Origin of the sequence: Streptomyces enissocaesilis (genome assembly GCF_039533765.1) — a bacterium.
Taxonomy (GTDB): Bacteria; Actinomycetota; Actinomycetes; order Streptomycetales; family Streptomycetaceae; genus Streptomyces; species Streptomyces enissocaesilis.
Window position 1 is genome coordinate 32870 of the sequence record NZ_BAAAUD010000050.1, and the last position, 23111, is coordinate 55980.

Genomic DNA, 23111 nt, shown 5'->3' on the forward strand with positions numbered 1-23111 from the left:
CTGCCGCTACCGGGCCACCGGAGCCAGGCCGCCCTCGCGCAGCCAGCGCAGGTGTTCCGGAGCGGTGGCTCCCCGGCCTCCGGCGTGGTCGGCGAAGGGCCAGACCTTGATGGCCTTGGCCGCCGCGTAGGCGTGGTACGCCGCGTACACGGTGGACGGCGGGCAGACCGGGTCCATCAGCCCCACGCTGAAGAGCGCCGGAGCCAGGGCCCGTCGGGCGAAGTGGACGCCGTCGAAGTGGCCGAGGGTCCCGAAGGCCCGCTCGGGGTCGTCCCGGGTGTGGTGCCGCAGGTAGTCGACGAGTTCGGTGTACGGCCCTTCGGTGGCGGCCTCGGCCCCGCGCCTGAAGTGGCAGAGGAACGGCACGTCGGGCAGGGCCGCCGCGATGTCCCGGCCGGTCAGGCCGGCGACCGCGAGCGCGAGACCGCCGCCCTGGCTGGCTCCCTGGACGACGATCCGGTCCGTGTCGACGTGCGGGAGGCGGCGCGCCGCGTCCACCGCGCGGACGCAGTCGGTGATGAGGCGGCGGTAGTAGTGGTCGCGCGGGTCGTGGATGCCGCGGGTCATGAAGCCGTGGACCCACTGGGGGCCGTCGCCCTCGTCGTGGTCCGGTGTGTCGTGGCCCTGGCCTCGGCTGTCGACGACGAGGTGGGCGTAACCGGCCGACGCGTAGAGGAGGTGGTCGGTCGGCAGGCCCCGTCCACCGCTGTAGCCGATGTAGGTGATCACGGTGGGCAGGGGGCCGTCGGCTTCGGACGGAAGGATGAACCAGGCGGCGACGGGCTGGCCGCGCCAGCCGGGGAACCGCAGGTCGTAGACGTCGACGGTGGACAGCAGGGTGTCCTTGACGGGCGTGAGGCGCGGGTCGCCCCCGGCCTCGCGGGACAGCCGCAGGCTCTCGTCCCAGAAGGCGTCGAAGTCCTCGGGCTCCGGTATCTGTTCGCGGAAGGCGTCCAGCTGGTCGGGGGACAGGTCGGTGAACGGCATGGAGCCGACTCCTCGAGGGTCATCCGGCCGGTACGGTTCACACCGCCCTGCCGTGCCGGGTGGGTCCTGACCATGGCGCGACGGTCTCCCACCGGCCGGGACGGCGCCGGTGGAAGACCGCTCCGCGCCCCACGGCGGGGCGCGGTGGTGGTCAACTCTTCGCGCAGGTTACGCCGTTGAGGCTGAAAGCGGCGGGGATGCCGTTCGCGCCGGTGGAGGAGCCGTTCAGGCCGAAGCTCACTGCGCCGCCGGCCGGTATGGTCTCGGTCCACGACTCGTTCGTGGCGCGCAGCTGTGTCCCCTGCTGGACCACCTTCGCGTTCCAGGCGGAGTTGAGGGTCTGGCTGCCGGGGAAGGCGAAGTCGAGCTGCCAGCCCTTGATCTCCTGGGTGCCGGTGTTGCGGACGGTCACGTCGGCGTTGAACACGCTCCCCCAGTCGCTGAGGCGGTAGGTGACCGCGCACTTCCCGGTGGACGGGCCGCTCGCCGTGGTGACGCTCACCGTGGCGGAGCGCGGGGAGCGGTTGCCGGCCGCGTCGCGGGCGTAGACGGCGAAGGTGTAGGCGGTGGAGGCCGTCAGGCCGCTGACGGCGGCGCTGTTGGTGGTCGTGGTGGTGACCTGCGTTTCCTGGGCGGCGTGGACACGGACGACGTCGTAGGCGGTGACCGCGGTGTTGTCCGTGGCCGCCGCCCACGTGAGGCGTACGCCGCTGGAGGTCACCGCGGACGCGGCCGGGGTGCCGGGCGCGGTGGGCGCCCGGGTGTCGCCGCCGCCGGTGCCGAAGACGCTTGCCTCACGGGCGGTCCGCTTGATTCCGTGGGGGCCGTCGAAGAGGCGCTTCCCCCAGGTGGTCAGCCGGCTCGCGTCGAAGTCGGTGGCCATGTCGAGGTATTCGACACCGCCCCCGTTGCCGCTCCAGGACCATCCCAGGTAGCCGAGGCCGGACTCCTCGGCGGCGGCCATGATGGCGTCCTCGTCGGGGTTGCCGTCCGAGTGCGCGTCACCGAACTCGCCGACGACGAGGGGAAGTCCGCGGGACACGAACCGGTTCAGGTAGTCCCGGACTTCGGCCGCGGTGTCGTAGACGCCGTACATGTGAATCGAGAAGACGGTGTTTCTCCTCGGGTCCGCAGCGAAGACGCCGGGGGCGTTGTCACGCATGGTGAACGCCCAGTCCTGGCCCCAGTTCGGCGCGTCCGCCATGAGCGTGTGCTCGAATCCGGCGGTACGCATACGGCTGATAGCGTTCGACGTGTCGGCTGTCCAGGCGGTGTATCCGGAGTTGCCGTGCGGCTCGTTCCCGAGGTTCAGGATGACGTACTTCTCCTGTCCCTTCACCGCTTGCTGGACCTCGATCCAGTAGTCGACCGCGCGGGAGAGCGAGACCGCGCCGTCCTGTTCTCCGTAGCCGGTGGTGTCATGGGCTTCGAGAACGCAGACCAGCCTGTTCGCCTTGCACCGTTCGACGACGGCCGCGACGTCCGCCGTGCCGTTCTTCGTCCAGCGGTCGCCGGTGCTGAGCACGACGCGCACGGAGTTGGCCCCCAGCGCCTTGATGTCGGCCAGTGCCCGGCCGGTCCTGTCCGGGTACCAGGCGTGTGCGTGGTTCACGCCCCTGAGGACGAAGTCGTTGCCGTTCGCGTCCAGCAGCCGGCCGTCCTCGACGTGGAACCCGGGGGCCGGGTCCGCCGCCTGTGCGGTGGCCGGCGCGGCGAACACGGAGGCGGCCATGGCCAGCAGCGCTCCCGCCGCGGTGGCCAGTTTCCTTCTCATCCCTTGCTCCCAACTCGGTGCGCGCACGCGGCTGGACGTGATGTCACGGGCGTGCGGCATTTCCGTTTCATGGCGGGTGCCGTGCTCCCGGCTCCACGGGGCGTCATTCTCGAAATGACGTGAAAGCCGGGTCGGCTGCCACTGTCTGTTCGTGGAATGCGGCTCACGTCAGACAGGAGGAAACTCACTGAACCTGTAATCGCGCGGCTCTCCGCTCAACGGGCAGGAGCACCAGCCAAGTCGGCTTTCCCGCCCGGCGATCGAAAGAGAGATTATGGGCTCCGTCTCCCCCGCACAACGCCCTGGACCGAACCGGTTAAGTTCAGTCGTGGTTTTTGTCGCGCAGAGGGGTCGGCAGGTCCGCGCCGGCGTCCGCGCCCGCCGCCACGGTGGCGCGGAAGACCACGCCGTCGCCGGTCACGGTGACGCGTTCCCGCGCGGGTACGTAGACGGCGCGGCCCGGCAGCAAGGCCAATGCCGCCCCTCCCTCTCCCCCGACACGGGCCTCGCCACGGGTGCACAGGAGGATCTGCGGAGCATCGCCGCCCAGCGCCCGCGCCTCGCCCCGGGGGTGCGGGAACAGCCGGGAGAGACGGAAGTCGTCGACCGGCGCGGGATAGACGTGTTCACCGCTCCGGTCGTCGGCCGTGGGGCTCAGCACGCGCGTCGGCGGCGCGGTGAAGCGGACGACCTTCAGCAGCTCGGTGGAGTCGATGTGTTTGGGCGTCAGCCCGCAGCGCAGCACGTTGTCGGAGTTCGCCATGATCTCCACGCCCAGGCCGGAGAGATAGGCGTGCGGGATCCCCGCGCCGAGGAACAGCGCCTCACCGGGCGCCAGCCGGACGTACGCGAGCATCAGGGCCGGCAGCAGGCCCTGGTCGCCGGGGTGGGAGCGGGCGATCGCGGCGTACGCCCCGAAGTCGCCACGGTACGGGCCGTCGCGGTCCGCCTCCCGTACGAGCGCGTCGGCGACGGCGCCGAGAAGATGCGGGTCGGGGGTGAGGAAGGCGGTGAACACCTCGCGCAGCGCCGCTTCCCCGGGGCGGGTCCGCAGCGTCCGGGTGAAGGGGGCGAGGGCGTCCACGCGCAGAGCCTCCAGGAGGTCCGCGCACCGGCCCGGCGGCCGAAAGCCGCAGAGGCCGTCGAACGGGGTGAGCGCGACGATCATCTCGGGCTTGTGGTGGCTGTCCCGATAGGTGCGGTACGGAGAGTCCGGAGGGACCCCGAGGGCGTTCTCGGCCTCGTATCCGGCCGCCGCCTGTGCCGTGTCGGGATGCACCTGGAGGGAGAGGGGCGCGTCCGCCGCGAGCAGCTTGAGCAGGAACGGCAGCCGGGGCCCGAAACGGCGCAGTACGGAGTGCCCCAGTTCGTTCACCGGGTCGGCGGCGAGAACGCGGTCCAGCGGCACGGGGCCGCTGCCGCGGTCCACGCGCGACGGGGCCGCGGGGTGGGCGCCCATCCACAGCTCCGCCTGCGGTGTGCCGGTGGGGCGGACCCCCATGAGCTGCGGCAGGGCGGTGACGGAGCCCCACGCGTAGGGCTGGATCGTACTGTTCAGAAGGTCCACAGCAGGTGACTTCCAAGTGACGTCGGAGCGGCTGAGACGGATCTGCGGACCTACGGACCCACGGATCTACGGACCCACGAGTCTCCGGACCCACGTGTCTCCGGACCCACGGATCTACGGTCGGGGCACGGGGACACGGGCGCGGCCGGCCCGGGAGAGCCCCGCTTCCGCGGCCCCCGCGGCCGCCGCGCCGATCAGTCCGGCGTCCAGGGCGAGACCCGCCGGAACGATCGGCACGTTCCGGGTGAAGTCGAGCACCGCGTACTCGTCGATACGGCGGCGCAGAGGCCCGAAGAGCGTCTCCCCCGCCTGGGCCACTCCTCCGCCGATCACCACCACGTCGAGCTCGACGAGCGCGATGGTCGCGGCGATGCCGGCGGCGAGCGCCCGTCCGGCCCGGTCGTAGGCCGCCAGGGCGCGCTCGTCTCCGCCGCGCGCCGCCGCCTCGACCGCCGCCGCGGTCGGAGCCTCCCCGGGAGGGGGCGTCCAACCCGAAGCCAGCGCATGGGCGGCGATCGCGGTGCCACTGGCGAATCCCTCCACACAGCCTCGCGCACCGCACGGACAGAGCGGGCCGTTCATGTCCACCGAGATGTGACCGATGTGGCCCGCGTTCCCGGAGATCCCCGCGTGCAGGCTGCCGTTGAGGATCAGCCCACCGCCCACACCGGTGGAGACCACCATGCAGAGCGCGTTGTCGACGCCCCTGGCGGCACCCGTCCAGTGCTCGGCGGCGGTCATCGCCACCGCGTCCCCGACCAGTACCGGCCTCATGCCGACGGGCACGCGGGGATGGGAACGCACCTTCTCCACCAACGGATAGCCGCGCCAGCCGGGGATGTTGACGGGGCTCACCGTCCCGGCGACGGTGTCGACCGGGCCCGCGCTGGCGATCCCCAGGCAGGAGAGGGCCGGCCATTGCGCGTGCCGCGACAGGTCGTCAAGCACCGCACTGACGGCTCCCATCAGCACATTCGCCGAGTCGCGGGCCGGGGTGGCTCGCTGCGCCCGGGCCACGAGCCGGCCGTCCGCATCCACGAGCGCCCCGGCGATCTTCGTCCCGCCGATGTCGAGTGCTCCGTACACCATCGTGGTCAGCCCTTCCGTCAGCGCAGGGGTATCTGCTCCGCAGACACTCTGCACCGCATTGACAACGTTGTCTAGTAAACAAGTTCAGTTAAGTTAATGGTTTAGTCATATCCCTTTTTCGGCTCTGGCTTCCCCCTGCGAAAGTCACCTGAAGCGCTCCACCCAGAGGTGCCGCAACAGCGGTCGCCCCCCCCCGGAGCGACATCGCCTCCCAAGCCGGGCCGGTGCGCGACGGAGACCGGAGAGTCGCGCCGCGCCGATGGCGCGCAAGGTAGTGGAATGTTCAACCGTCTGGGCTTGTTGAGGCTTCCGCACGGCTCCGCTCCGGAGGCCGGCCGCCGAGCAGGAGGGTCCCGATGACCGGGCAGACGAATCCGAACGACGCCTACTACAGCCACGGCACCGCCGCCGACCGTTGGGCGCGGGCGCAGCTCTTCTTCGAGGCCAAGGAGTACGACAGGGCCGCCCGCGTCCTCACCGGCCTGGTCGACGAAGTCCCCGAGCAGCTCTCTCCGCGTCTGCTGCTCGCCCGTTCGTACTACCACTCCGCCCAGCTGGGCAAAGCAGAGACCGAGCTGCGTTCCGTACTGGAGCGCAGCCCGGTCGAGCACTACGCGCGGCTGATGCTCGGCCGCACGCTGGAGCGCCAGGGCCGGAGCAGCGAGGCGGCGCCGCATCTGCGGATGGCCGCCGCGCTGTCCGGGGACTTCTCCGGCTAGGCGGGCACGGTGGCAGGGAGGGGGGCGGCTGTCGTGGCCGGCCCCCTCCCGGTTGTCGTGGCCGGGTCCAGAACGGCTGCGGTGGCCGGCTCCAGAACGGCTGCGGTGGCCGGCTCCAGGACAGGGGCCGCCGCGGGAGCAGGGGCGGGCGCGGAGGCCGGGTACTCCCTCGCGTCGCCCACCCCCGAAAGCGGCGGGCGCCACAGCAGCGGACTGTTGCGCGCGTCCTCCACACGCCGCGTGAACCATACGACTTTGCCGTCTGCGGTACCGCAGGTACCCCAGCTGTCGCACAGGGCCGCGACAACGGCCAGACCTCCTTCGCCGGCGGACACCAGGCGCGGCATCGGGGGGCCGTTGTCGGCCACCGAAACCGTCAAGTGCCTGCCGGTGCAGCGCAGTTCGACCACGCACCGGCTGTCGTCGCCGACATGCCGGTGAACGTTGGCCAGAAGTTCCTCGACACCCCTGCACACAGGCTGGATGTGCAGCTCGAGATTCCAGTACCGCAGGTGTGCGGCAACGATGCGCCGGATCTGCGAGACGCGCTCCGCCGATACGTGCAGTTCGACCGCGTAATACCGGCCGGTGGGAAGTGTCATGGCCGTGGCTCCTTACCGCGAGGCCCACATGCTTCACCTCGTTGCAGCAACGACCCCCGAACACGAAGAGTGAGCGTTGGTCACCATTGGGTCAGGGCCATCCTGGTCTCCGGAGGCGGGGACCGCAACCGGTGCGGCCCGGTGCCACCGACTTGCGGAACAGTCGCGAGTGCGGTTGTTTCGAAGGAAACGGACGTGGTTTCCGTCTCCCCTGGTTGGGGGTGAACCACTGTGCTGTTCACCGATCGCACCGACGCGGGACGGCGTCTCGCCCTGGCCCTGCGGCGTCTGAAGCCGGAAGGGCCCGTCGTGCTGGGTCTGCCCCGGGGCGGAGTTCCGGTCGCCTTCGAAGTGGCGCGGGCGCTCGGCGCACCCCTCGATGTGGTCGTCGTACGCAAACTCGGAGTCCCGTACCACCGGGAGCTGGGTTTCGGCGCCATCGGCGAGGGCGGGGCCCGGGTCATCAGCGACGACATCGTCCGCCGCAGCGGCCTCCGGGAGGAGGACCTCGTGGCGGTCGAACGCGCCGAGGAGGCGGAACTCGAACGGCGGGCACGGCGGTTCCGCGACGACCGGCCCCGACTGGCGCTCGACGGGCGGACGGTCGTCGTGGTGGACGACGGGATCGCGACCGGCGCCACGGCGGCGGCCGCCTGCGAGGTCGTACGGGCCCAGGGCGCGGCCCGTGTGGTGCTGGCCGCTCCGGTGGCGGCACCCGACGCGGTCGCCCGGCTGAGTACCGAAGTGGACGATGTCGTGTGCCTGTCCGTGCCGCAGGTCTTCCGCGCTGTCGGCGAGTGGTACGAGAACTTCACGCAGACCTCCGACGAGGAGGTCGTCGCGCTGCTGGCACGGGCGGCCCAGGCCGGGGAGGGGGTCGCGAAGAAGACCGCGGAGGTCAGGGAGGCCGCGGAGGTCAGGGAGGTCGAGGTGGACGCCGGCGGGGTCCGGCTGGCCGGGGACCTCACTCTGCCGGAAGGTGCCGGGGCGGTCGTGATGTTCGCCCACGGCTCCGGCAGCAGCCGCCACAGCCCGCGCAACCGGTCGGTGGCGGCGGCTCTGAACCGGGCGGGTCTGGGCACCCTGCTGTTCGACCTGCTCACGCCCGCGGAGGAAGCCGACCGGGCGAACGTCTTCGACATCGGGACCCTGGCCGGCAGGCTCGGGGACGCCACCCGCCGGCTGCACCGCCGCCTGTCCGTCCCGATCGGCTACTTCGGGGCGAGCACCGGGGCCGCGGCAGCGCTGCGGGCCGCGGCGTCCGCCGGCACGGAGGTCGGCGCCGTGGTCTCACGCGGCGGGCGGCCCGACCTCGCGGGGCCGCGACTGGGCGACGTACGGGCGCCCACCCTGCTCGTCGTGGGCGGCCGGGACCCGCTGGTACTCGATCTCAACCGGAAGGCCCAGGCGGAACTGCGCTGCGAGAACCGCCTGGAGATCGTCCCGGGCGCGACGCATCTCTTCGAGGAACCCGGGGCGCTGGACGAGGTCGCCGAACTCGCCCGGATCTGGTTCACCCGGCACCTGGGGCCGTCGGCCCGCCCCGGGTAACCGGGATCGCCACGCCGGCACGGCTCCGCCGGGAGCCGTGCCGGGCCCCACGGCGACCGCCGGGAGCTGTTCGGCATCACGAACCCCGGACCGGGCTGACGCCGCGCGGAGGGTTCACACGGCTCTCCGCGAACAGCTTCTGCCGGGCGTCGGGCGGCTTCCGCCGTCATGAACGGCGGCTCCCGTCCGGGCGGGTACGGCCGACCCGTGCGGCGGCCCCCTCCGCCGCGGCAGCCGCGTGGCAGGCGCCGCGGCCGTCGGCGCGCGCCACGATCCGGCCTCCTTCGACACGGACGGCCGCCTCGGTGCCGTCACTGACGGCCGGTACCCCGGCCGCCTCGGCGAGGGCGCCCGACGCGTCGTACACCACCTGGAGTCGCGGCCACGCCGACGGCGGGAACGCCTGGCGCAGGCAGCCGCACAGGCCGGCGACGGCCAGCCGTGCCAGCGGTACCAGTTCGGCCGGTTCGCCGGTGACCAGGACGGCGGTGACCGTGACCCCGGGCGGCGCGGCCCGTACCGCTTCCTCGGCGGCTTCGAGCCGGTGCGTCCCGAGGATCGCCACCACGCCGTCGCCGGCCAGCCGCGCCGGCCCGCCGCGTACGGCGTCCACCGCGGGCGGCGGGGACCACGGCTCGTCGGCCGGGCGTGCCCGCGGGATGTAGGGGAGGTGCGGCGGGGGCCACGTGTCGTCGAGAGCGAGGTCCGCCAGCCGTTCACAGGCGCTGACGACGTTGAAGGGCTCGATGAACCCGGGGGCCGCGTCGGCCATCTGACTCGCGCCGTGCAGGGTCGTGAGGACGGCCTCCGCCACGCGCACCAGGCGGCCGGTCGGGGCGTCGGGCCGCCGCAGCCCCTCCAGAGCCAGACCGAGCAGGACCGCGTCCAGCTTCATCAACTGGGCGAACGGTCGCCGGATGCGCTCCTCGGAGAGGACCTCGGACATCAGGTGCCGGTCCAGCCGGGGCGATCCGTACCGGTCGCCGGTGCTGATGCCCGTGCCTGGGCCCCCGCCCGTGCCCATGTCGGTACCGGTGTCCGTGCCGACGAGCGGCAGCCCGGCGACCCAGGCGCGGGCGAGCGCGCCGAGCGCTTCGGTGCGGGTGCGGCCCGGCGCGGGGTGCGGAGGTTCGGGTACGCGCTCGGCGAGGTCGGCCAGGACCGCGAAGTACAGCGCCCGCTTGCCGGGGAAGTTGGAGTACACCGCGCCCCGGGTCAGCCCGGCGCGCTCGGCAATGGCGTCCACTTTGGCGCCCGGGAAGCCCCGTTCGGCGAACTCGTTCCTGGCCGCGTCGAGCACCCTGGCGCGGTTGTGCTCCTGCAGCTCCGCCCTGCTGAGCCGGCCCATGGTCCTCACTTGCCTGCGTTGCCGTCCGTGTCGGTTCAAGATACCGTCGCCATCCAGATGATGACGTCATATGTTTTCAGCATTCGACGAGAGCGAGGGAGGTTTCCGAGTGGCACGCATCGGTGACAGCGGCGACCTGCTGAAGTGCACGTTCTGCGGGAAGAGCCAGAAGCAGGTCACGAAGCTCATCGCGGGCCCCGGTGGGATCTGCATCTGCGACGAATGCGTCGGACTCTGCAACGAACTCATCGCGGAGGACCCGGACGGTCCGGCCGGCGGCGGACCGGGAGAGCTGCCTACACCCCGGGAGATCCACGCCTTCCTCGACCAGTACGTCGTCGGGCAGGACGGCGCCAAGAAGGCGCTCGCGGTGGCGGTCCACAACCACTACAAGCGCATCGGCGCGGCGGCCGGCGGGCAGGAGGGGGTCGAACTCGGCAAGTCCAACATCCTGCTGATCGGCCCGACCGGATGCGGCAAGACGTATCTCGTCCAGACCCTCGCCCGGATGCTCGACGTCCCGTTCGCCGTCGCGGACGCGACGGCGCTGACGGAGGCCGGGTACGTCGGGGAGGACGTCGAGAACATCCTGCTGAAGCTGATCCGGGCCGCCGGCTTCGACATCGGGAAGGCCGAGACCGGAATCATCTACATCGACGAGATCGACAAGATCGCCCGGAAGAGCGAGAACCCGTCGATCACGCGCGACGTGAGCGGTGAGGGCGTGCAGCAGGCGCTCCTGAAGATCCTGGAGGGCACGGTCGCGAGCGTGCCGCCGCAGGGCGGCCGCAAACACCCGCAACAGGAGTTCATCCCCTTCGACACGAGCAACGTGCTGTTCATCGTCGGCGGCGCGTTCGCCGGTCTGGAGCGGATCATCGAGCAGCGGACCGGCCACAGGGGCATCGGGTTCGGCGCTCCGGTCCGTACCACCGGGAAGGACCGGGAAGCGGGCCGGGAAGCAGACCGGGAGGAGCGGGACCCCTTCGCCGGCGTCATGCCCCAGGACCTGCTGAAGTTCGGACTGATCCCGGAGATCGTCGGCCGGCTCCCGATGGTGTCGGCCGTGCAGCCGCTGGACCGGGCGGCGTTGGTACGGATCCTCACCGAGCCGCGCCACGCCCTGGTCCAGCAGTACCGGCGGCTGTTCGAAATCGACGGCGTGGAGCTGGAGTTCACCGAGGACGCCCTTGGCGCGATCGCCGACCGGGCGCTGCTGCGCCGTACCGGCGCCCGGGCGGCGCGCACCGTCCTCGAAGAGATCCTGCTCGACGTGATGTACGAGGTGCCGAGCCGGGACGACGTGGCCCGCGTCGTGGTGGACCGCGACACCGTACTCGGCCATGCCGCCCCGGCGCTGGTGCCCCGCGCGCGGCCCGGCCACGGGCAGGGCCGGGAACCGGACCACCGCGACCGGACCGCCTGACCACCGGCCTGCCCGTCCGTCGATCTGCCCGTCCGCCGGCCCGCTGGTCCATGCGGATGAAACCGAATCCCCGCGAATGCGATGGCTGGAGCCCCGTGGAGGTGATCGGCAAGGGTGGCAGATGCTCCGTCGACACCCCGCGGGAAACCTCCAGAGAGGCAGGGCGCCCCAGCATGCTCAGCACTGACTTCGTCACCGGATCCCCCGACTGGCTCGACCTCGGCAGCCCCGACACCTCGGCAGCCGCCACGTTCTACGGTCAGGTCTTCGGCTGGGACTTCCGGTCGCGCGGCCCCGACGCCGGTGGGTACGGCTTCTTCCAGCAGGACGGCAAGACGGTCGCCGCCCTCGGGCCGCTGACACAGGAGGGGGCGGGTTCCGCCTGGACGGTGTACTTCCGGACGTCCGACGCCGATGCCACGGTCGAGGCGGCCGGGGAGGGCGGCGGGACCGTCCGCGTGGAGCCCTTCGACGTCATGGACGCCGGACGGACGGCCTGTCTGACCGACCCGGGCGGCGCGGAGTTCGCCGTATGGCAGCCGGCCGCCGTCGAGGGACTGGAGAAGGTCTCCGACGACAACAGCTTGTGCTGGGCGGAGCTGCACATCGGTGATCCGGCGACCGCCCTCGGCTTCTACGGCTCGCTGTTCGGCTGGCGGTCGCAGGAGATGGAGACGCCGGGCATGACGTACACCGTGCTCTCCACCGCCGAAGGCGACCAGCGGGAAGCGTCGTTCGGCGGCGTCGCCCCGCTCCAGAGCGAGTCCGGGGAGGCGCGCTGGATTCCGTACTTCGCCGTGGAGGACGTGGACGAGACCGTCACCCGGTCCCGGGCGAGTGGCGGGTCGGTCGTCATGCCCGCGGCGGACGTCCCGGACGTCGGCAGGATCGCCTGGCTCGCCGATCCCTTCGGCGCGGCCTTCGCCGTCCTCAAGCCCGCGCCCCCGGCCTGACGTCCGGGTCCTGCCCCGGGGACGACACGGCCGGCCACCGGGCCCGCCGGTAGCTGCTGCCGTCCTTGGGGCGGTCCAGCAGGCCCGCCACGACCAGGTGGCGGCGCAGCGCCGAACAGTCTTCGTGCACCGTGAGCAGCGCCTCGTTGACCTCGCGCTCGCTGTACGCCCGGTCCCGCTCGAACAGGGTCTCCGCCAGGTGTACGAGCAACTGCTCGCGGCGGGCCGTCTTCCGCGGGATCGCCGTCAGCCGCCCCCGGGAGAAAAGGGCGGCCACCCCGGCCGTCCCGGCCACCCCGGCCGTCCCGGTCACCCCGGCCGTCCCGGCCGCCTTCTGCGAACCGCTGGTTCTGTTGTCGGACATGACCGGCAGCCTGCCAACCGGCCCGGCCACCGGGCAACCCGTTTTCACGACGGGTGCCCGGCCCCGCCGGCCCGCCCGCTCGAACCGGGATCCGCGGCCTCGGCCCTGCTCAGCCCTGCTCAGCCCTGCTCAGCCCCGGTAGGTCTCCAGCAGCCGCAGCCACACCTCGCTGATCGTCGGGTACGCCGGAACCGCGTGCCACAGGCGGGCGATCGGGACCTCCCCCGCCACCGCCACCGTGGCCGAGTGCAGCAGTTCGGCCACCCCCGGGCCCACGAAGGTGGCGCCGCGTACGATCTCGCGGTCCAGGTCGACGACCATGCGGGCGCGGCCCCGGTAGCCGTCGGCGTACAGCCCGGCGCCCGAGACCGACGCCATGTCGTAGTCGACGGCCCGCACCCGGTGCCCCGCCGCTTCCGCCTGCGCGAGGGTGAGGCCGACCGCAGCCGCCTCGGGGTCGGTGAAGACGACCTGGGGTACGGCGGCGTGGTCGGCGGTGGCGGAGTGGGCGCCCCAGCGTGCGGTGTCCACGGGCTTGCCGTGGGCCCTGGCGGCGATGGCGTCGCCCGCCACACGTGCCTGGTACTTGCCCTCGTGCGTCATCAGCGCCCGGTGGTTGACGTCCCCCACCCCGTACAGCCAGTCACTGCCCTCCACCCGGCAGCTGTCGTCGACCGTCAGCCAGGAACCGGGCTTCAGCCCGACCGTGTCCAGGCCGATGTCGTCGGTGCGCGGGGCGCGGCCGGTGGCGAAGAGGATCTCGTCGGCCTCGACCCGTTCGCCGTCGTCGAGGACGGCGGTGACCGGACCGTCGCCGCCGTCGCGCTCGACGGCGGCGACCGGGGCCCCGGTCCGTACGGTCGCGCCCGCTTCCGTCAGTGCCTCGGCGACCAGCTCACCCGCGAAGGGCTCCATGTTCGCCAGCAGGCCCTTTCCGCGTACGAGCACGGTGACCCGGGAGCCGAGCGCCTGCCAGACCGTGGCCATCTCCACGGCGACCACTCCCCCGCCGACGATCACGAGCCGGTCGGGCACCTTGCCGGCGCTGGTCGCCTCGCGGCTGGTCCAGGGGTTCGCGCCGGCCAGTCCCGGCAGGTCGGGGACGAGGGCCCGGGTGCCGGTGCACACCGCCACCGCGTGCCGCGCCGTGAGGGTGTACCGCTCGCCCGAGGGTGGCTCGACGGTCACCTGCCGGGGGCCCGCGAGCCGGCCCCTGCCGCGGTGGATGTCCGCTCCGATCGACTCCAGCCAGCCCACCTGGCCGTCGTCCTTCCAGTTCGACGCGTAATAGTCACGGTGCGCGAGCACCTCGGCGACGTCGAGGGGGCCCCGCACCGCCGCGCGCAGCCCCGGGACGCGGCGCGCGTCGGCGCGTGCGGTCACCGGGCGCAGCAGCGCCTTGCTGGGCATGCACGCCCAGTAGGAGCACTCGCCGCCGATCAGTTCGTTCTCCACCACCGCCGTGCTCAGCCCGGCGGCCCGGGCGCGGTCCGCGACGTTCTCGCCGACGGGCCCGGCTCCGACCACCACGACGTCGTACTCCACTGCATTCGTCATACGCGCAGTCTGGTGCGAGGTGTGCGCCGTGGCCAGCCGGGCAGGCGGAATACGGCGAGCCCGCACGCCGTTGTGCGGGGACGGCTTCGCCCGCCATGCCAGGAAGAGGAGCACACCATGTCCACCGTCGAGCTCACCAAGGAAAACTTCGACCAGGTCGTGAGCGAGAACGACTTCCTCCTCATCGACTTCTGGGCTTCCTGGTGCGGTCCCTGCCGGCAGTTCGCGCCCGTCTTCGAGAGTGCGTCCGAGCGCCACCAGGACCTCGTCTTCGCCAAGGTCGACACGGAGGCCCAGCAGGAACTGGCCGCGGCCTTCGAGATCCGCTCCATCCCGACCCTGATGATCGTGCGCGAGAACGTGGCGGTGTTCGCCCAGCCCGGCGCTCTGCCCGAGGCCGCGCTCGAGGACGTGATCGGGCAGGCCCGCAAGCTCGACATGGACGAGGTCCGCAAGTCCGTCGAGGACGCGAAGCAGGCCCAGGGCGGGCAGGACGCCCGGGAAGCGGGCTGAGGCGCGCCGGAGCGTACGGAAACAGGAAAGGGCCCGGCCGCAGCGGCGGGGCCCTTTTCCGTACGGCCGGTACGGGGAGGCGCTCCCGGCCCCCTAGAAGGGGTGGTCCGCCGGTTCGCGGCGGACCGTCGTCCAGCGCAGTTCGGTGAACGCCTCCAGGTTCGCCTCGCCGCCGAAGCGCGCCCCCGTGCCGGACGCGGCGACGCCGCCGAAGGGCGCGACCGCCTCGTCGTTGACCGTCTGGTCGTTGATGTGGGCGATGCCGGTGGGGACACGGTCCGCGAGCCGCACCCCGAGCGCGGTGTCGCGGGTGACGATGCCCAGGGAGAGGCCGTACGGGCTCGCCGACGCCAGGGCCGCGGCCTCGTCGAGGGTACTGAAGGAGCGGACCGGTGCGACCGGGCCGAACACCTCCTCGGCGTACGCGGGGGTGTCGTCGCCGACGCCCGCCAGTACGGTGGGCCGGTAGAAGAGGCCGCGGTGCGTGCCGCCCGCCACGAGCTTCGCGCCGCTCGCCGTGCTGGCCTCCACCAGACCGTGGATCTTGGCGAGTTGGGACCGGTCGATGATCGGGCCCAGGTGCACCTGCTCGCGGTGCGGGTCGCCGACGGCCAGGGACTCGGCCTTGGCGGCGAGCCGTTCGACGTACTCCTCGTAGAGCGAGGCGTGCACGAGGTGGCGGCCGGTGGTCATGCAGATCTGGCCCTGGTGGAAGAAGGACCCCCAGGACGCCTGGGCGACGGCGCCTTCGAGGTCGGCGTCCTCCAGTACGACGAGGGCGGAGTTGCCGCCCAGTTCCAGGTGGGCGCGCTTGAGCGCGCGCCCCGCGGCCTCCCCGACCGCGCGGCCCGCTTCCGTGGACCCGGTGAAGGAGACGACCGGTACGCCCGGGTCGGCGACGAGCGCCCGGCCGGCCCCGGCGCCGCCGGGCAGGACGTGCAGCAGGCCCTCGGGCAGTCCCGCCTCGGCGAACACGGCGGCCAGGCCGAGGCCGCCGCAGACCGCGGTACGGGGGTCGGGCTTGAGCAGAACACCGTTGCCCAGCGCGAGAGCGGGGGCGACGGAGCGTATGGAGAGGATCAGCGGGGCGTTGAAGGGGGCGATGACGCCCACCACCCCGGCAGGGACCCGCCGGGTGTACGACAGCCGGGGCGCCTCGCTGGGCAGTACCTGGCCGGTCGGGCGGGAGGCCAGGGCGGCGGCCTCGTAGCACTCCTGGGCGGCGACGTGGAGTTCGAAGTCGGCCTTGCCGGGTATGGAACCGGATTCCCGTACGAGCCATTCCCGCAGTTCGCCGGCGTGCGCGGCGAAGAGGTCGCCGGCGCGGCGGAGCACGGCGGCCCGCCGGAGGTGCGGTGTGCGGGCCCAGGCCGCCTGCACGGCCCCGGCGGTCCGGGCGGCCGTACCGACGTCCTCGGCGGTGGCGAGCGTGACCCGGCCGAGCGTTTCGCCCGTGGCGGGCTCGACGACGTCCGACTCACCGCCCGAGAGCCGGACGGGCTGCCAGGTCTTGGGGTCGAGCAGGGGCATGCGGATCTCCAGTCGCTCGGTCGTGCGGACGCTCAGTCGAGGGGAAGTCCCGTGTAGTTCGCGGCCAGTTCCGCGGCGGCGGACCGGGAGGCCGCGAGGCGGTGCAGCCGTGCGAGATGCACTCGGCCGTCGAACGCGCTCTCGCTTGGTTGACTGTGCAACATCGTAGTCATGTCGTACGAGAAACGAGTGGCCTGCCACACCCGCCGCAGACACAAGTCCGAGTAGGAGTCCAGGAGTTCGTCCGATCCGGTGCGGTGGTGGTGGGTGAGGGCACGGGCCAGGACCTGTACGTCGGAGACCGCCAGGTTGAGCCCCTTGGCGCCGGTGGGCGGCACGATGTGCGCCGCGTCCCCGGCCAGGAAGACCCGTCCGTGGCGCATCGGCTCGGTGACGTGACTGCGCATCGGCGTCACCGACTTCGAGGTGATCGGGCCGCGCGCCAGGCTCCAGTCGCCGTCGACCGCGAAGCGCCGGTCGAGCTCGTCCCAGATCCGCTCGTCGGACCAGTCGGCGGGGTCGGTGCCGTTGGGGACCTGGAGGTAGAGGCGCGAGACGCTGGGCGACCGCATGCTGTGGAGGGCGAAGCCGTCCTCGCCGCGCGCGTAGATCAACTCGCCGCAGGACGGCGGGACATCGGCGAGGACGCCCAGCCAGGAGTACGGGTACGCGCGCTCGTACGTACGGCGGACCGCGTCCGGGACCGCCGCGCGCGCGATGCCGTGGAAGCCGTCGCAGCCGACGACGTAGTCGCACTCCAGGGTCTGTTCGCGGCCGTCGTGCGTGAAGCGGACCACCGGGTGGTCGGACTCCGGCTTCTCGACGGCGTGGGCCTCGGCCTCGAAGAACAGCGGCGGTCCTTCGGCGAGCTGGAGGGCAATGAGGTCCTTGACGACCTCGGTCTGGGCGTACACCGTCACCGACCGGCCGCCGGTCAGCTCGGGGAAGTCGACGCGGTGGCTCCGGCGGTCGAAGCGGAGCTCGATGCCGTGGTGCACGAGCCCCTCGGTGTCCAGGCGGGCGCCGGCGCCGCAGGCGCGCAGGGCGTCGACGGTGCCCTGTTCGAGGATCCCGGCGCGCTGGCGCTGTTCGACGTACGCGCGGGTCCTGTTCTCCAGGACGACGCAGTCGATGCCGGCGGTGTGCAGCAGCCGGGCGAGGAGCAGCCCGGCCGGGCCGGCTCCGATGATTCCCACGCGGGTGCGGAGGGTGTGGGCCATCCGTTCAGCGCTCCAGTACCAGTGCGAGGCCCTGGCCGACGCCGATGCACAGCGCGGCGAGGCCGGTGCCCGAGCCCGCGGCGGCCAGCTGGTGGGCGACGGATCCGGCGAGGCGGGCACCGGAGGCGCCGAGCGGGTGGCCGACGGCGATGGCGCCGCCGCGCGGGTTGACGACGGCGGGGTCGAGGTCCGGCCACTCGGCGAGACAGCCGAGCGACTGGGCGGCGAATGCCTCGTTCAGCTCGAAGGTGGTGAGGTCGGCGAAGGACCTGCCCGCCTTGGCGAGCGCCCGCCGGACCGCCTCGACCGGGCCGAGACCGAAGAGCTGCGGCTCGATGCCGGTGACGGCGGAGGTGCGGATGCGGGCGAGCGGCTCGCGGCCGGTGGCGCGCAGGCCCTCCTCGTCGACGATCAGGAGCGCGGCGGCGCCGTCGTTGAGGGGCGAGGCGTTGCCCGCCGTGACGCTGCCGGTCTTGCGGAAGACCGGCTTGAGCTTGGCCAGTGCCTCCATGGTCGAGCCCTCGCGGATGCACTCGTCCCGGGTGAGGTCCACGCCGTCGTACGGGACGACCTCCCCGTCGTACAGACCGTCGGACCAGGCCCTGGCCGCCTTCTGGTGGCTGGCGAGGGCGAAGGCGTCCTGCTGCTCGCGGGTGATGCCGTGCTTGTCGGCGACGAGCTCGGCGCCCTCGCCGAGCGGGACGGTCCACTCGTCGGGCATGCGGGGGTTGGTCATGCGCCAGCCGAGCGTGGTCGAGTGCAGTTCCTGGTGGCCGGCGGGGAAGGCGCGCTCGGGCTTCTGGAGCACCCAGGGCGCGCGGGACATGGACTCGACGCCGCCGGCGATGGCGACGGAGGCGTCACCGAGCGCGACGGCGCGGGCCGCCTGGATGACGGCTTCGAGGCCCGAGCCGCAGAGACGGTTGACGGTGACACCGGGGACGGAGACGGGGAGTCCGGCGAGCAGCACGGCCATCCGGGCGACGTCCCGGTTGTCCTCGCCCGCGCCGTTGGCGTCGCCGAAGTAGACGTCGTCGATCCTGGCCGGGTCGAGACCGGGAGCGCGGGCGACGAGCGACTTGACGACGTGTGCGGCGAGGTCGTCGGGGCGTACGCAGGAGAGGGCGCCCCCGAACTTGCCGATCGGGGTACGGACGGCGTCGACGATGTAGACGTCGCGGATACTCATCGGGTCTCTCCGGAGTCGTAGGGTGACCACTGTGCGGTGTTCGCTGAGTGAACTATCGTTCACATCTGATCCCGCCCGAGTCTCTGCGGAGCGTCGTCCGCTGTCAACGGCCCGCCAGGAGGAATCCCATGCCGAGCGCCACGCCGAGGGGGGCCGGGAGCGCTGCCGCGAGCGCCGCGTCGCCCGTCGGGCCGGCCACCGAGCCCGTCGCCGAGCCGGTCGGTCCGCTGGAGCGCGGGCTCACCGTGCTGCGCGCCCTGTCCGCGCCCGGCGCCGGCGACCGGCTGCGGCACAGTGATCTCGTACGGTCGACGGGCCTGGCCCGCTCCACGGTCGACCGGGTCGTGTCCACACTCGACCGGCTCGGCCTGGCGCGCAGCGACGGGCGCGAGGTGGCCCTGGCGCCCCGGCTGATGGAGCTGCCCGGCGCGTACCTGACGGCGTGCGGGATTCCGGCGGCGCTCGGAGCCGCGGCGGAGCGGCTCGCGGACGAGTTCGACGAGTCGGTGTCGGTGGCGGTGCCGGACGACGGGGTCGCGGGGGTGCGCTTCGTACTCCAGACGACACGGCAGCGCACCATGTCGCTCGCCTTCCGGATCGGTGATCTGCTGCCCGCCGAGCGGTGCGCGCCGGGCGCGCTGTTCGCGGCGGAGTGGGACGCGCGGGGGTGGCGGGCGTGGCGCGGACGGCGGGCCTCGGACCCGCTGGACGCGGGGTTCGCGGCGGTGCCGCCGTTGCGCGGGCCGCGGGGCCGGGAGGACTTCGAGCAGCGGGCGGCGCGGGCGGGCGTGGACGGCTGGGCGGGTGACGACCAGCTGATCGAGCCGGGTCTGGTGGCGGTCGCCGTGCCCGTACGCGACGGAGCGGGGCGCACGGTGTGCGCGGTGAGCGTGGTCAGTCACACCAGCCGGCACACCCTGGAGTCGTTGCGCGAGGCCGTACTGCCCCGCCTGCGCGCGGTGCGCGGCGAGTTGGAGGCGGCGCTGGCGACGCCACGTCCGGCGGCGGAGGGCGCGCCCGCACGGGACACCTCGCTGGAGGCCAAGCGTGAGCTGGGCCCCGGCTTCCTCCAGTCCCTGGCGCGCGGACTCGCCGTACTCGGCTCGCTCGGCGCCGACCGGGGCGACGGGATGGCGCTGACGACGGTCGCCGGGGCGACGGGACTGGCCAGGGCGACGGCGCGGCGCTCGCTGCTCACCCTGGAGCAGCTGGGGTACGTCGCCTCCGACGGGGGCCGGTGGCGGCTGCTGCCGCGCGTGCTCGAACTGGGCTGCGCCCGCCTCTCCGAGCTGGGGCTCGCGGAGATCGCCCGGCCTCATCTGGCCGCGCTGGTACGGCGCGTGCACGAGTCCGCGTCGCTGGCGGTGCTCGACGGCGCCGACATCCGGTACGTGGCGCGGGTCCCCACGGTGCGCATCATGAGCGTCAACATCACGGTGGGTACGCGCTTTCCGGCGTACGCGACATCCATGGGCCGGGTGCTGCTGGCGGGCCTGGCGCCCGGGGAGCGGCCGCCGCTGCCGGAGGCGCTGCCGGCGCTGACCCGGCGCACCGTGACCTCGCCGGCCGAGCTGGGGCGCGTCATCGAGCGGGCGGCGGTCGACGGGTACGCCCTGGTGGACGAGGAGCTGGAGGAGGGGCTGCGCTCGCTGGCGGTGCCGGTGCGGGACGGGCAGGGGCGCGTGGTGGCCGCGGTGAATGTGGCCCGGCACGCGGGGGACGGGACGCCGGAGGAGATGCGGGAGGCGTTGCTGCCGGCGTTGCGGGAAGCGGCCGCGCTGATCGAGGCGGACCTGCGGGCACTGGGCACGGCGGGCCGGGCCGCGCCGCCGCTCTGACTCCGGCGCCCCCGCGGAGCCGTTCCCGCTTCGGGGAACATCGGCTGCGACCGACCATCGCGAGGTTCGCGCCGAGGCGGCTCGGGCGCCGGACGGTGCCCGTGTTCCGCTTACGACACGTGCGGGTTCAGGCACGAGAAGTGCGGGTTCAGGCTCACCACGCCCGCATCGGCCGGCATGCACCGCACCCCCCGAGGTGCCTGCCGCGCCTTCCGGATCGCCGGGCGGGGCGGCGGCCGGAGCGGCCGGTTCGGCGGGGTCACGCCGGTGTGGTGGCGGTGTGCTTCTCCTGGGATGCGAGGACTCCCGCCGAAGCCGCCGCCGTGGTCCTCACCCGCGACGACCAGGCCGGAAAGGTATACGGCCTCGCCGGTGACGCCGCCCGGCCGCTGCCGGAGCTGGCCTTCTCCGCCCCGGCGTGGCACCTCGCGACGGCGGACGAGGGGTTCGGTCCCGCAGCTGCTCGCCTGGGCGGCACTCCGGGAGCGGACAGTGGCGGTGAACCCGCGCGGGGAGGCGGCGGACATCGACATCGAGCTGGAGGCTTTCCGGCTCCGGGACGAGGCGTCGGCGCTCGGCCTGGCCGCGCTGTCCGGTGTCGGCCTGCTGTCCGCCGCGCCCGTCGCGCCCTCGCCGGTGCAGCTCGTGGACCCGGGCTTCCCCATCGGCGCGGCGAAGGCGGCTGTGCTCGGGGAGCGCGGCTTCGAGGTCCGTACGGTCCGGGGCGCGGGCCGCACCATCCACCGGGACGGCTTCGACGCGTTCATGGCGTCGCTGGACGGCTGGATCCGGCAGATGCGCGGGTACGGGCCGGACCGCTTCCGCGGGAGCGGCCCGTACCCGTATGCGCTGACGTACCTATGCCGCCTCAGCCGCCCGCCAGCACCGGCCAGAGATCCGGGTCCTCGAAGTCCAGCGCCCACAAGGCGGTATGGGTGATGCCGTACTCGCGCAGCACCGGCAGGTGTTCGGCGACGCCGCGCGCGTCCTGGTACCAGACCTCGCGCCGCTGCGAGCCGTCCGAGTAGCTGAAGTGCGGCGTCCGGGACTCCGGGTCGAGGGTGTAGGGCGCCCCCTTCGCGCTGCGCAGCGCCTCCGCCTCCTTCCAGGTGACGTGCTTGGCCCGGGTCTTGCCGTCGGCGGGCCAGTCCCAGCCGTACGCGGGGAGCCCCATCTCGATCTTGCCGGCCGGGACCTCCGCGGTCGCGACGCGCAGGATCTCGTCGTACCACCGCGGGGTGGACAGCGGGCCCGGCTCGCCGCCCTTCCAGTGGTAGTCGTACGCCATGATGCGCATCCGGTCGGCCGCGCGGCCGATGGCGGCGTAGTCCCAGATCCGGCCGGTGGTCGCCGTCTTGGGCGACACGGTGATCACGCACTGCTTGTCCATCGCGTGCAGGCCCCGGCAGACGCCCTCGACCAGCTTCGCGTACCCCGCGCGCACCTGCTCGTAGGTGGCGTCGCCGGTCGCGGCGATGGTCTCGTAGTCGAGGTCGAGTCCGTCGTAGTCGCGGCTCCCGGCGATTTTCAGGAGGGTGTCGATGTGGGTCGCGCGGTGCGTGGGGCTGGTGAGGATCGAGCCCAGCGCACCGGGTTTCATCGTCTCCATCACGGTCGGCACGACCTTGACGCCGGCGGCGTGCAGTCCGTCGACGACGCGCCGCTCCCCCGCGCCCGGATGGCCGTCGATCCGCCCGGCCGAGACGGCCTGGTACCAGAAGGGGCTGACGGTGTGCAGCTGCTCGGCGTGGGTCAGGGCATCGCGGTACGCCCCCTCCTGGTCCCAGTAGGGAAGCCAGGCGGAGACGGTACGGGGAGCGGCGGCGCGGTGCGGGTGCGGCTCGGGGTCCGGTCCGGCGGGGGCGGCCGGGAACTGCGCCGCCGCGCTCAGGAGCCCCGCCGCTACGAGGACGCTCAGGATTCGTGTGGCCATGGACCGAGCCTGTGACCCGGCCGCCGGGTCCGCGCTGCGGACTGGGCCGTCCAGGTCCTGACCTCACCCGGGTGACGACCCCCACGGCTGGGGCTCGGCCCCGGTCACGGCCCCGGTTTCCCTCGTCCGCCCGGCGAAGACCGTGCGGAAGGCGCCCCGCACGGACGCCTCGCGCGTACGGTCCAGCACCCCGAAGACCACCTCGTCGAAGTGGCCGGAGAAACGGCCCTCCCCGGTGAGGTGCGCGTGGAACGCGCCCGCCACGGCGGCGGGATCGTTCATGAAGACGCCACAGCCCCAGGCGCCCAGCACCAGCCGCCGGTAACCGCACGCGGCGGCCGTCTCCAGGACCCGCCCGGCGCGGGACGCGAGCGCGGCCGGGACGCGGTGCGCCCGACCGGGCTCGCGGCTGCGGATCACTCCCGCGTTGGGCGCGGGCGAGGTGAGGAACCCCGCGGTGTACGGCGCGGCGAGCAGCGCACCGCGGTCGTCGCGGAAGACCGGGACCTCGGGCGAGTGGATGACCCGGTCGGTGTAGAACGGGCTGCGGTCGGCACGGTGGTGGGCGTAGAACTCCGGGACGCGCAGCAGGGTCGCGTACAGCGCGGAGCCCCGGCACAGCGCCTCCTCCTGTGCCTGGGCGCCGTTCAGGTAACCGCCGCCCGGATTGCGCGCGGAGGCGAAGTTGAGCACGGCGACCGGGCCGGGTGCCGCTCCGGTCAGCCTGCGCGCCGCCTCCAGGCTGCTCTCCCCCGTGACCTCGAAGACCGTCGTACGGTCCGTGTCCGGCGTGACGGGGACCGGGTCGGGGCCGTACATCCTGGTCCCCGCCAGGGCGGCGGCCAGTGCGTCGCCGATCGGCACGTCCCGGCCGCCCGGGGCGGCGTACCGGCCCGCCCGGACGATCTCTTCGGTCTCTTTCGCGATTCCCCGCAGTCGTGCGCTCACAGG

20 protein-coding genes are annotated in these 23111 nt (G+C 73.1%); 7 read left to right on the forward strand and 13 right to left on the reverse strand.

Features of this window, described 5'->3' with window-relative positions; all coding sequences use genetic code 11:
• Positions 1-6: 6 nt before the first annotated feature.
• The 4 genes from ABD374_RS25645 to ABD374_RS25660 all read right to left on the reverse strand — a co-directional run bounded on the left by ABD374_RS25645 (position 7) and on the right by ABD374_RS25660 (position 5417).
• Positions 7-987 (reverse strand): acetylxylan esterase, encoded by a 981-nt coding sequence (locus tag ABD374_RS25645; RefSeq protein ID WP_344497974.1) that lies wholly within the window; start codon positions 985-987, stop codon positions 7-9.
• Between the two features lie 151 nt (positions 988-1138).
• Positions 1139-2761 carry a cellulase family glycosylhydrolase gene (locus tag ABD374_RS25650; protein WP_344497975.1) on the reverse strand — a complete coding sequence of 541 codons (1623 nt, stop codon included), beginning with the start codon at positions 2759-2761 and terminating at the stop codon, positions 1139-1141.
• A 322-nt stretch (positions 2762-3083) separates the two neighbouring features.
• Positions 3084-4328: a mannose-6-phosphate isomerase, class I gene (gene manA / locus ABD374_RS25655; RefSeq protein WP_344497976.1), complete on the reverse strand. Its 1245-nt coding sequence runs from the start codon at positions 4326-4328 to the stop codon at positions 3084-3086.
• A 114-nt stretch (positions 4329-4442) separates the two neighbouring features.
• Positions 4443-5417: an ROK family protein gene (locus ABD374_RS25660; protein WP_344497977.1), complete on the reverse strand. Its 975-nt coding sequence runs from the start codon at positions 5415-5417 to the stop codon at positions 4443-4445.
• Positions 5418-5773: 356 nt separating this feature from the next.
• On the opposite strand from ABD374_RS25660, the gene ABD374_RS25665 reads away from it, so the two are divergent.
• A complete protein-coding gene (locus ABD374_RS25665) occupies positions 5774-6136 on the forward strand; it encodes a tetratricopeptide repeat protein (protein WP_344497978.1) in 363 nt (120 codons plus the stop codon).
• Here ABD374_RS25665 and ABD374_RS25670 read toward each other — a convergent pair.
• Entirely contained in the window at positions 6133-6738 is a 606-nt protein-coding gene (locus ABD374_RS25670; RefSeq protein ID WP_344497979.1) for an ATP-binding protein, read from the reverse strand. The genes ABD374_RS25665 and ABD374_RS25670 overlap by 4 nt on opposite strands.
• Positions 6739-6969: 231 nt before the next feature.
• Here ABD374_RS25670 and ABD374_RS25675 point away from each other — a divergent pair, with 231 nt between their 5' ends.
• Entirely contained in the window at positions 6970-8289 is a 1320-nt protein-coding gene (locus ABD374_RS25675; protein WP_344497980.1) for a phosphoribosyltransferase family protein, read from the forward strand.
• A gap of 166 nt (positions 8290-8455) precedes the next feature.
• On the opposite strand, the gene ABD374_RS25680 is transcribed toward ABD374_RS25675, so the two are convergent.
• Entirely contained in the window at positions 8456-9637 is a 1182-nt protein-coding gene (locus ABD374_RS25680) for a TetR/AcrR family transcriptional regulator (RefSeq protein WP_344497981.1), read from the reverse strand.
• Positions 9638-9746: 109 nt separating this feature from the next.
• Here ABD374_RS25680 and clpX point away from each other — a divergent pair, with 109 nt between their 5' ends.
• Complete coding sequence (gene clpX / locus ABD374_RS25685; protein ID WP_344497982.1) at positions 9747-11063, forward strand: ATP-dependent Clp protease ATP-binding subunit ClpX; 1317 nt, start codon at positions 9747-9749, stop codon at positions 11061-11063.
• Between the two features lie 173 nt (positions 11064-11236).
• A complete protein-coding gene (locus tag ABD374_RS25690) occupies positions 11237-12016 on the forward strand; it encodes a VOC family protein (protein ID WP_344497983.1) in 780 nt (259 codons plus the stop codon).
• Here ABD374_RS25690 and ABD374_RS25695 read toward each other — a convergent pair.
• Together ABD374_RS25695 and ABD374_RS25700 are read right to left on the reverse strand one after the other, a co-directional pair.
• Complete coding sequence (locus ABD374_RS25695; RefSeq protein WP_425577350.1) at positions 11994-12293, reverse strand: DUF2087 domain-containing protein; 300 nt, start codon at positions 12291-12293, stop codon at positions 11994-11996. The two genes, ABD374_RS25690 and ABD374_RS25695, sit on opposite strands and share 23 nt — an antisense overlap.
• A gap of 216 nt (positions 12294-12509) precedes the next feature.
• Positions 12510-13937 (reverse strand): dihydrolipoyl dehydrogenase family protein, encoded by a 1428-nt coding sequence (locus ABD374_RS25700; protein ID WP_344497985.1) that lies wholly within the window; start codon positions 13935-13937, stop codon positions 12510-12512.
• Between the two features lie 117 nt (positions 13938-14054).
• Between ABD374_RS25700 and trxA the strand changes: the two genes are divergently transcribed.
• Positions 14055-14450, forward strand: a complete 396-nt coding sequence (trxA, locus tag ABD374_RS25705) for a thioredoxin (RefSeq protein WP_344497986.1) — start codon at positions 14055-14057, stop codon at positions 14448-14450.
• Positions 14451-14543: 93 nt separating this feature from the next.
• Here the strand turns inward: trxA and ABD374_RS25710 are convergent, their stop codons facing one another.
• Genes ABD374_RS25710 through ABD374_RS25720 form a run of 3 tightly spaced genes read right to left on the reverse strand, consistent with a single transcriptional unit; the run spans position 14544 to position 18389 of the window.
• Complete coding sequence (locus tag ABD374_RS25710) at positions 14544-15980, reverse strand: benzaldehyde dehydrogenase (protein WP_344497987.1); 1437 nt, start codon at positions 15978-15980, stop codon at positions 14544-14546.
• Positions 15981-16012: 32 nt separating this feature from the next.
• The gene (locus ABD374_RS25715) at positions 16013-17200 is read right to left on the reverse strand and encodes a 4-hydroxybenzoate 3-monooxygenase (protein WP_344497988.1); all 1188 of its coding nucleotides are present in this window, start codon (positions 17198-17200) and stop codon (positions 16013-16015) included.
• A 4-nt stretch (positions 17201-17204) separates the two neighbouring features.
• Positions 17205-18389 (reverse strand): thiolase family protein, encoded by a 1185-nt coding sequence (locus ABD374_RS25720; protein ID WP_344497989.1) that lies wholly within the window; start codon positions 18387-18389, stop codon positions 17205-17207.
• 128 nt (positions 18390-18517) lie between these two features.
• Between ABD374_RS25720 and ABD374_RS25725 the strand changes: the two genes are divergently transcribed.
• Together ABD374_RS25725 and ABD374_RS25730 are read left to right on the forward strand one after the other, a co-directional pair.
• Positions 18518-20227, forward strand: coding sequence for an IclR family transcriptional regulator domain-containing protein (locus tag ABD374_RS25725; protein ID WP_344497990.1), 1710 nt, complete (start codon positions 18518-18520; stop codon positions 20225-20227).
• A gap of 492 nt (positions 20228-20719) precedes the next feature.
• Positions 20720-21166: a hypothetical protein gene (locus tag ABD374_RS25730; RefSeq protein WP_344497991.1), complete on the forward strand. Its 447-nt coding sequence runs from the start codon at positions 20720-20722 to the stop codon at positions 21164-21166.
• Here the strand turns inward: ABD374_RS25730 and ABD374_RS25735 are convergent.
• Both ABD374_RS25735 and ABD374_RS25740 read right to left on the reverse strand, forming a co-directional pair.
• Positions 21096-22160, reverse strand: coding sequence for a glycosyl hydrolase family 18 protein (locus ABD374_RS25735; RefSeq protein ID WP_344497992.1), 1065 nt, complete (start codon positions 22158-22160; stop codon positions 21096-21098). The genes ABD374_RS25730 and ABD374_RS25735 overlap by 71 nt on opposite strands.
• Before the next feature lie 63 nt (positions 22161-22223).
• Positions 22224-23108, reverse strand: coding sequence for a TIGR02452 family protein (locus ABD374_RS25740; RefSeq protein WP_344497993.1), 885 nt, complete (start codon positions 23106-23108; stop codon positions 22224-22226).
• Positions 23109-23111 lie beyond the last annotated feature (3 nt).

Coding starts and splice junctions, on each gene's coding strand:
- ABD374_RS25645 (WP_344497974.1), bottom strand. CDS start 987: ATGCCGTTCACCGACCTGTCCCCCGACCAGCTGGACGCCTTCCGCGAA.
- ABD374_RS25650 (WP_344497975.1), bottom strand. CDS start 2,761: ATGAGAAGGAAACTGGCCACCGCGGCGGGAGCGCTGCTGGCCATGGCC.
- ABD374_RS25660 (WP_344497977.1), bottom strand. CDS start 5,417: ATGGTGTACGGAGCACTCGACATCGGCGGGACGAAGATCGCCGGGGCG.
- ABD374_RS25665 (WP_344497978.1), top strand. CDS start 5,774: ATGACCGGGCAGACGAATCCGAACGACGCCTACTACAGCCACGGCACC.
- ABD374_RS25670 (WP_344497979.1), bottom strand. CDS start 6,738: ATGACACTTCCCACCGGCCGGTATTACGCGGTCGAACTGCACGTATCG.
- ABD374_RS25680 (WP_344497981.1), bottom strand. CDS start 9,637: ATGGGCCGGCTCAGCAGGGCGGAGCTGCAGGAGCACAACCGCGCCAGG.
- ABD374_RS25690 (WP_344497983.1), top strand. CDS start 11,237: ATGCTCAGCACTGACTTCGTCACCGGATCCCCCGACTGGCTCGACCTC.
- ABD374_RS25700 (WP_344497985.1), bottom strand. CDS start 13,937: ATGACGAATGCAGTGGAGTACGACGTCGTGGTGGTCGGAGCCGGGCCC.
- trxA (WP_344497986.1), top strand. CDS start 14,055: ATGTCCACCGTCGAGCTCACCAAGGAAAACTTCGACCAGGTCGTGAGC.
- ABD374_RS25710 (WP_344497987.1), bottom strand. CDS start 15,980: ATGCCCCTGCTCGACCCCAAGACCTGGCAGCCCGTCCGGCTCTCGGGC.
- ABD374_RS25715 (WP_344497988.1), bottom strand. CDS start 17,200: ATGGCCCACACCCTCCGCACCCGCGTGGGAATCATCGGAGCCGGCCCG.
- ABD374_RS25720 (WP_344497989.1), bottom strand. CDS start 18,389: ATGAGTATCCGCGACGTCTACATCGTCGACGCCGTCCGTACCCCGATC.
- ABD374_RS25725 (WP_344497990.1), top strand. CDS start 18,518: ATGCCGAGCGCCACGCCGAGGGGGGCCGGGAGCGCTGCCGCGAGCGCC.
- ABD374_RS25735 (WP_344497992.1), bottom strand. CDS start 22,160: ATGGCCACACGAATCCTGAGCGTCCTCGTAGCGGCGGGGCTCCTGAGC.